This window comes from Streptomyces sp. WELS2, from assembly GCF_013870595.1.
Classification (GTDB): Bacteria; Actinomycetota; Actinomycetes; order Streptomycetales; family Streptomycetaceae; genus Streptomyces.
The window spans coordinates 1-7,407 of the sequence record NZ_JACBWZ010000274.1; the positions used below are offsets into that span (position 1 = coordinate 1).

Here is a 7,407-nt window from a genome sequence, read left to right on the forward strand (position 1 = left end):
GGCGCCTTCCTCTTCGTCACCGCCGCCGCCGACGAGACACTGCGGGCCCGCCTGGTGCGCGGCCTCGACCTGGCACTGCTGCCGGCCGGGACCACGCCTCCGGGCGAGCCCTTGTACGTGAGGGAATGAGCCCCCGCGCGAGGCGGCGGGGGAGGGGACGGGTCAGCCGTAGACCGGGCCGGTGTACTTCTCGCCCGGGCCCTGGCCCGGCTCGTCCGGGACGACCGACGCCTCGCGGAACGCCAGCTGGAGCGACTTCAGGCCGTCGCGCAGCGGGGCCGCGTGGAAGGAGCTGATCTCGGTGGCGCTCGCGTCCAGCAGACCGGCGAGCGCGGTGATCAGCTTGCGGGCCTCGTCCAGGTCCTTGTACTTCTCGCCCTCCTCGCTCAGCCCGAGCTTCACGGCGGCGGCGCTCATCAGGTTGACGGCGACCGTCACGATCACCTCGACGGCGGGGACCTCGGCGATGTCCCGGGTCATCGCGTCGAAGTCGGGGGACTCAGGAGGGGTGTCACTCATGCCCCACACGATAGGCCCCGCCGGGCGCGCCCCCGCCCGCGGGAGCCCGCCCCGCACGGCCCGGCCGCACGGTTTGGCACCCTCTGTGCCGACCCTGTAGTCTGGGGGAAACGACCGGCCGGACACCTGCGTGTTCGGCCCACAAGTGGAGGCTCCGATCTCCCACCTGCTCCGTCCCCCGGGACGGCGGGTCCGGTCAGGTGACCGCCATCGTTCCGTACGGGCGATGGAGTCGCCCGAAAGCGCGCCCCGCGACATCGCGGCGGTGCTCCGGATGTATTGGAGCCCCGCAAGTGATCGTCCGGGGCATTTTTGTTGCTTCGGCGCGGTTAGGTCTAACGAACACAGACGTTACGCGGCTGTCCGCCAGACCGTCGCGTGGTGCTACCGAGGAGGATCCATCAGCGCCGAGCCCCGCATCAACGACCGGATTCGCGTTCCCGAGGTGCGACTTGTCGGTCCCAGTGGCGAGCAGGTCGGCATCGTGCCGCTCGCGAAGGCACTGGAGCTTGCGCAGGAGTACGACCTGGACCTGGTCGAGGTCGCGGCGAACGCCCGTCCGCCCGTGTGCAAGCTCATGGACTACGGGAAGTTCAAGTACGAGTCGGCCATGAAGGCCCGTGAGGCGCGCAAGAACCAGGCGCACACGGTCATCAAGGAGATGAAGCTCCGGCCGAAGATCGACCCGCACGACTATGACACCAAGAAGGGTCACGTCGTCCGGTTCCTCAAGCAGGGCGACAAGGTCAAGATCACGATCATGTTCCGTGGCCGTGAGCAGTCCCGCCCCGAGCTGGGCTACCGACTGCTGCAGCGGCTCGCGGAGGACGTCCAGGACCTCGGTTTCGTCGAGTCGAACCCGAAGCAGGACGGCCGGAACATGATCATGGTCCTCGGTCCGCACAAGAAGAAGACCGAGGCGATGGCCGAGGCCCGTCAGGCCCAGGAGGCCCGCAAGGCCGAGGCGAAGGCGAACCCCGGCAAGTCGCAGAACCCTGCCGAGGCCGAAGCGCCGTCCGAGGAGCCGGCCGAGGCGTGATCCCGGGGGAATGTGCGTCCGCGCACGTCCCCGAGGATGTAACCGAAAGAAGAGAGCGACGCTCCACCGTGCCCGGTTTCACGACCGGGCACCGGAGCGCCACCGACGAGGAGATAACGGCGCTATGCCGAAGAACAAGTCGCACAGCGGTGCCAGCAAGCGCTTCAAGGTCACCGGCTCCGGCAAGGTGCTCCGTGAGCGCGCCGGCAAGCGCCACCTGCTTGAGCACAAGTCGTCCCGCGTCACGCGTCGCCTCACCGGCAACGCCGAGATGGCCCCGGGCGACGCCGCGAAGATCAAGAAGCTTCTCGGCAAGTGACGCGACGGCGCCCTGTGAGCGCCGTGCGTCTGGACCGGGACCGAATCGTTTCCGGGTCGTGTGAGGACCCCCACGACCCCGCTACAAGGAGTTAACAAGTGGCACGCGTCAAGCGGGCAGTCAACGCCCACAAGAAGCGCCGGGCGATCCTGGAGCAGGCCTCCGGCTACCGCGGTCAGCGTTCGCGCCTGTACCGCAAGGCCAAGGAGCAGGTCACCCACTCGCTGGTCTACAACTACAACGACCGCAAGAAGCGCAAGGGCGACTTCCGTCAGCTGTGGATCCAGCGCATCAACGCCGCTGCCCGCGCCAACGGCATCACCTACAACCGCTTCATCCAGGGTCTGAAGGCCGCGAACGTCGAGGTCGACCGCAAGATCCTGGCCGAGCTGGCCGTGAACGACGCGAACGCCTTCGCGGCGCTCGTCGAGGTCGCGCAGAAGGCGCTGCCGTCGGACGTCAACGCGCCCAAGGCCGCGTGACGCTGCGCTGGCTCTAGCCGACGCTCACTTCTGGACCCGCAGGCTGCATAGCTTGCGGGTCCTGGTGTTGGGGGCCTCCGGGCAGTCGTTTCGGCTGCCGGCCGGTGGGGGCTTGTCGCGCAGTTCCCCGCGCCTCTTACGGGGCGCCGCAGCCACCCCGCGTGGAAAGCAAGAGAACTCATCCGAAGGTGAAGAACAACATGCCCCCCGTCAGCCCCGAGCTGATCTCCCCCCGGTCCGCGCGTGTCTCTGCCGCCCGGCGGCTTGCCAAGCGGAACTTCCGGGGCAAGGACCGGCTGTTCCTCGCCGAGGGGCCGCAGGCCGTGCGGGAAGGCGCCGGGCACCGGGGGGCCGACGGCAGCGCCACGCTCGTGGAGCTGTTCGCCACCGTCGAGGCCGCCGAGCGGTACCCGGACATCGTGGGGCAGGCGCGGGACGCCGGCGCCCGGGTGCACCTGGCCTCCGAGGAGGTCATCGCCGAGATCTCCACCACCGTCACCCCGCAGGGCCTGGTCGGGGTCTGCCGGTTCCTGGACACCCCCTTCGAGGAGATCCTCGCCGCCCGGCCCAGGCTGGTCGCCGTCCTCGCCCACGTGCGCGACCCCGGCAACGCCGGCACCGTGCTGCGCTGCGCCGACGCCGCCGGCGCGGAGGCCGTGATCCTCACCGACGCCTCCGTGGACCTGTACAACCCCAAGGCGGTCCGGGCCTCCGTCGGCTCCCACTTCCACCTGCCCGTCGCCGTCGGCGTGCCCGTCGAGCGGGCCGTGGCCGGCCTGAAGGAGGCCGGGGTGCGGATCCTCGCCGCCGACGGAGCCGGCGACCGCGACCTGGACGAGGAGCTGGACAAGGGCACCATGGGCGGACCCACCGCCTGGGTGTTCGGCAACGAGGCGTGGGGGCTGCCCGAGGAGACCCGGGCCCTCGCCGACGCCGTCGTGCGCGTCCCCATCCACGGCAGGGCCGAGAGCCTGAACCTCGCCACCGCCGCCGCCGTATGCCTCTACGCCTCGGCCCGTGCGCAGCGTGCCTCCGGAGGGTGCCGCTCCGTCACCGAGAGCTAGTAGGGTGACCAGCGCGGGGCCCTGCGCCGTCTGAGAGGTGGGGTACGGGGATGAGTGTGGCCGGCACGAGCACCGCGCCGGAGGGACGGGACGAACGGGACACACCTGTGCCCGAGCCGGGCGGACACCGGGGCCTCGACCCGGACCGGCTGCCCGACGGCCTGGTCATCGCCGACGGACAAGGCCGCGTGACCTGCTTCAACGCCGCCGCCGGACGCATCACCGGGGTACCGCCCGCCGACGTCCTCGGACAGCCGCTGGAGAAGGCGCTGCCGTTAGAGGACCTGGAGGGGCGCCGCTGGTGGCAGCTCACCGACCCCTACGGCGGACTCGCCATCCGGGTCCGGCAGCCGGAGCGCAACCTGCTGCTGCCGGGCGGCCGGGAGGTCCTGGTCACCGCCCGGTACGTGCGCGACGAACCGCTGGGTCCGGTGCGGTCCGTGGTCGTCTCCCTCCGGGACACCGAGGCCCGCCGCCGCACCGAGCGCAGCCACGCCGAGCTGATCGCCACCGTCGCCCACGAGCTGCGCTCCCCGCTGACCTCCGTGAAGGGTTTCACCGCCACCCTGCTCGCCAAGTGGGAGCGTTTCACCGACGACCAGAAGCGGCTCATGCTGGAGACCGTCGACGCCGACGCCGACCGGGTCACCCGGCTGATCGCCGAACTGCTGGACATCTCCCGCATCGACTCCGGGCGCCTGGAGGTCCGCCGCCAGCCCGTCGACCTCAAAGCCGCCGTCTCCCGGCACATCCAGGCCTATGTGGCGGCCGGCCAGCCCGCCGAGCGGTTCCTGCTCCGCATCGAACAGCCGCTGCCCGCCCTGTGGGCCGACCCCGACAAGATCGACCAGGTACTCAGCAACCTCATCGAAAATGCCGTGCGGCACGGCGAGGGAACCGTCACCATTGGCATCACGCCCTCGGCGTCCCCGCGCGAGGGCGAGGAAACCGGCACATCGGTCACGGTGAGCGACGAAGGGCCCGGCATCCCGGAGGAGTCCATGAACCGCGTCTTCACCCGCTTCTGGCGGGGCAGCAAGCGCGGCGGCACCGGACTCGGGCTGTACATCGTCAAGGGCATCGTGGAGGCCCACGGCGGCACCATCACGGTCGGCCGCGCCCACCGCGGCGGCGCCGAGTTCCGATTTACCCTGCCCGTGGCGGCCCCGGCGTATCTCGCCTGAGGGCCCACGGGCTCTTCGCCTACCGCCACCCCGTTAGACTCGGCCTTTGGCACCTTTGTGTCCTTCGCGCGGCCCTCGCGAGTCGGTGACGGGGACCATCCGCCAGGGGGCACCTCCCAGCGTCAGCTGGGGGACAATCGGAAGCACGGGAAGAGATGTCGGCACCCAATAAGTCGTACGACCCTGTAGAGGTCGAGGCGTTGAAACCGGAAGAGATCGAGCGCATGCGGGACGAGGCGCTCGCCGCCTTCGCCGCCGCGGACTCCCTCGACGCGCTCCACGAGGCCAAGGTCGCCCACACCGGCCCCGCCTCCCCGCTGGCCCTCGCCAACCGCGAGATCGGCGCCCTGCCCCCGCACGCCAAGGCCGAGGCCGGCAAGCGCGTCGGCATGGCCCGCGGCGCCGTCAACAAGGGCCTCGCCGCCCGCCAGGCCGAGCTGGAGGCCGAGCGCGACGCCCGGGTGCTGGTCGAGGAGGACGTCGACGTCACGCTGCCGTACGACCGCGTCCCGGCCGGCGCCCGCCACCCCCTGACCACGCTCTCCGAGCGCATCGAGGACATCTTCGTCGCCATGGGCTACGAGGTCGCCGAGGGGCCGCAGGTCGAGGCGGAGTGGTTCAACTTCGACGCGCTCAACATCGGCCCGGACCACCCGGCCCGCGGCGAGGCCGACACCTTCTTCGTCCAGGGCCCCGACGGCGGTGCCGAGTCCGGCGTGGTGCTGCGCACCCACACCTCGCCCGTGCAGATCCGCTCCCTGCTCGACCGCGAACTGCCGGTCTACGTGATCTGCCCCGGCCGCGTGTACCGCACCGACGAGCTGGACGCCACCCACACCCCGGTCTTCCACCAGGTCGAGCTGCTGGCCGTGGACGAGGGCCTGACCATGGCCGACCTCAAGGGCACCCTGGACCACATGGTCCAGTCCCTGTTCGGCGAGGGCATGAAGACCCGGCTGCGCCCGAACTTCTTCCCCTTCACCGAGCCGAGCGCCGAGATGGACATGCTCTGCTACGTCTGCAAGGGCGAGTCCGTCGGCAACGCCGACCGGCCCTGCCGCACCTGCTCGTCCGAGGGCTGGATCGAGCTCGGCGGCTGCGGCATGGTCAACCCGCGGGTGCTCACCGCCTGCGGCGTCGACCCGGAGAAGTACAGCGGCTTCGCCTTCGGGTTCGGCATCGAGCGGATGCTGATGTTCCGCCACAACGTCGAAGACATGCGAGACATGGTCGAGGGTGACGTCCGGTTCACCCGGCCGTTCGGGATGGAGATCTGATGCGGGTCCCGCTTTCTTGGCTGCGGGAGTACGTCGACCTGCCGGCGACGGAGACCGGCCGCGACGTCCAGGCCAAGCTCATTTCGGCAGGCCTGGAGGTCGAGACCGTCGAACAGCTCGGCGCCGACATCAAGGGCCCGCTGGTCGTCGGCCAGGTGCTGACCATCGAGGAGCTGGAGGGCTTCAAGAAGCCGATCCGCTTCTGCACGGTCGACGTCGGCCAGACCAACGGCACCGGTGAGCCCCAGGAGATCGTCTGCGGCGCCCGCAACTTCGCGGTCGGCGACAAGGTCGTCGTGGTCCTGCCCGGCGCCACCCTGCCCGGCGGTTTCTCCATCTCCGCCCGCAAGACCTACGGCAAGGTCTCGCACGGCATGATCTGCTCCAGCGACGAGCTGGGCATGGGCGACGACGGCGCCCACGGCATCATCGTGCTGCCGCCGGAGACCGAGGTCGGCAAGGACGCCATCGAGCTGCTGGAACTGGTCGACGAGGTCCTGGACATCGCCGTCACCGCCAACCGCGGCGACTGCCTGTCCATCCGCGGCGTGGCCCGCGAGACCGCCATCGCCTACGGCCTGCCGCTGCGCGACCCGGCCCTGATCGACGTACCGGCCCCGAACGCCTTCGGCTACCCGGTGCAGGTCTCCGAGCCGTACGGCTGCGACCGCTTCACCGCCCGCACGGTCACCGGACTGCGCCCCGAGGCACGCTCCCCGATCTGGCTCCAGCGCCGGCTGCAGAAGGTCGGCATGCGCCCGATCTCGCTCGCCGTGGACATCACGAACTACGTGATGATGGAGCTGGGCCAGCCGCTGCACGCCTACGACCGCAAGCTGGTCCAGGGCACCATCGGCGTGCGCCGCGCCGAGGAGGGCGAGAAGCTCGTCACCCTCGACGGCGTCGAGCGCACCCTGCACTCCGAGGACCTGGTCATCACCGACGAGCGCGGCCCGATCGGGCTCGCCGGCGTGATGGGCGGCGCCGACACCGAGATCGCCGACCACGACGACGCGGAGAACGCGACGACCGAGGTGGTCATCGAGGCCGCCCACTTCGACGCCGTCTCCATCGCCCGTACGGCCCGCCGGCACAAGCTGCTGTCCGAGGCGTCCCGCCGCTTCGAGCGGGGCGTCGACCCGCAGGCGGCCGCCGCCGCCGCGCAGCGCACCGTGGACCTGCTGGTCCTGCTCGCGGGCGGCACGGCGGAGGCCGGCGTCACCGAGGTCATCGCGCCCTCCGCGCCGCACACCATCACCATCCCGGCCGACCACCCGGACAAGGTCGCGGGCGTCGCCTACGGCCGTGAGACGGTCGTCCGCCGCCTCCAGGAGGTCGGCTGCGACGTCTACGGACAGGACGAGCTGATCGTCACCGTCCCGTCCTGGCGGCCCGACCTGGCCGACCCGAACGACCTCGCCGAGGAGGTCATCCGCCTCGAGGGCTACGAGAACCTGCCCTCCACGCTGCCCAAGCCGCCCTCCGGCCGCGGGCTGACCGTACGCCCCCGGGGCCCGTATCCG

At 70.9% G+C, this 7,407-nt stretch carries 8 protein-coding genes; 7 read left to right on the forward strand and 1 reads right to left on the reverse strand.

Annotated elements, in window-relative coordinates:
- Positions 1-162 precede the first annotated feature (162 nt).
- Entirely contained in the window at positions 163-519 is a 357-nt protein-coding gene (locus H5J33_RS17490; protein ID WP_030781230.1) for a DUF1844 domain-containing protein, read from the reverse strand.
- Between the two features lie 400 nt (positions 520-919).
- Between H5J33_RS17490 and infC the strand changes: the two genes are divergently transcribed.
- The 7 genes from infC to pheT all read left to right on the forward strand — a co-directional run.
- Positions 920-1,558: a translation initiation factor IF-3 gene (gene infC, locus H5J33_RS17495; protein ID WP_078637498.1), complete on the forward strand. Its 639-nt coding sequence runs from the start codon at positions 920-922 to the stop codon at positions 1,556-1,558.
- A 124-nt stretch (positions 1,559-1,682) separates the two neighbouring features.
- Positions 1,683-1,877 (forward strand): 50S ribosomal protein L35, encoded by a 195-nt coding sequence (gene rpmI / locus H5J33_RS17500; protein ID WP_004933563.1) that lies wholly within the window; start codon positions 1,683-1,685, stop codon positions 1,875-1,877.
- Between the two features lie 98 nt (positions 1,878-1,975).
- Complete coding sequence (gene rplT / locus H5J33_RS17505; RefSeq protein WP_006141703.1) at positions 1,976-2,359, forward strand: 50S ribosomal protein L20; 384 nt, start codon at positions 1,976-1,978, stop codon at positions 2,357-2,359.
- A gap of 200 nt (positions 2,360-2,559) precedes the next feature.
- A complete protein-coding gene (locus tag H5J33_RS17510) occupies positions 2,560-3,423 on the forward strand; it encodes an RNA methyltransferase (protein WP_181795857.1) in 864 nt (287 codons plus the stop codon).
- Positions 3,424-3,473: 50 nt separating this feature from the next.
- Entirely contained in the window at positions 3,474-4,607 is a 1,134-nt protein-coding gene (locus H5J33_RS17515; RefSeq protein WP_181795858.1) for an ATP-binding protein, read from the forward strand.
- A gap of 155 nt (positions 4,608-4,762) precedes the next feature.
- Positions 4,763-5,884 (forward strand): phenylalanine--tRNA ligase subunit alpha, encoded by a 1,122-nt coding sequence (pheS, locus tag H5J33_RS17520; protein WP_181795859.1) that lies wholly within the window; start codon positions 4,763-4,765, stop codon positions 5,882-5,884.
- On the forward strand, positions 5,884-7,407 hold a 1,524-nt coding region (pheT, locus tag H5J33_RS17525; protein ID WP_181795860.1), incomplete at its 3' end, for a phenylalanine--tRNA ligase subunit beta. The genes pheS and pheT, both read left to right, overlap by 1 nt.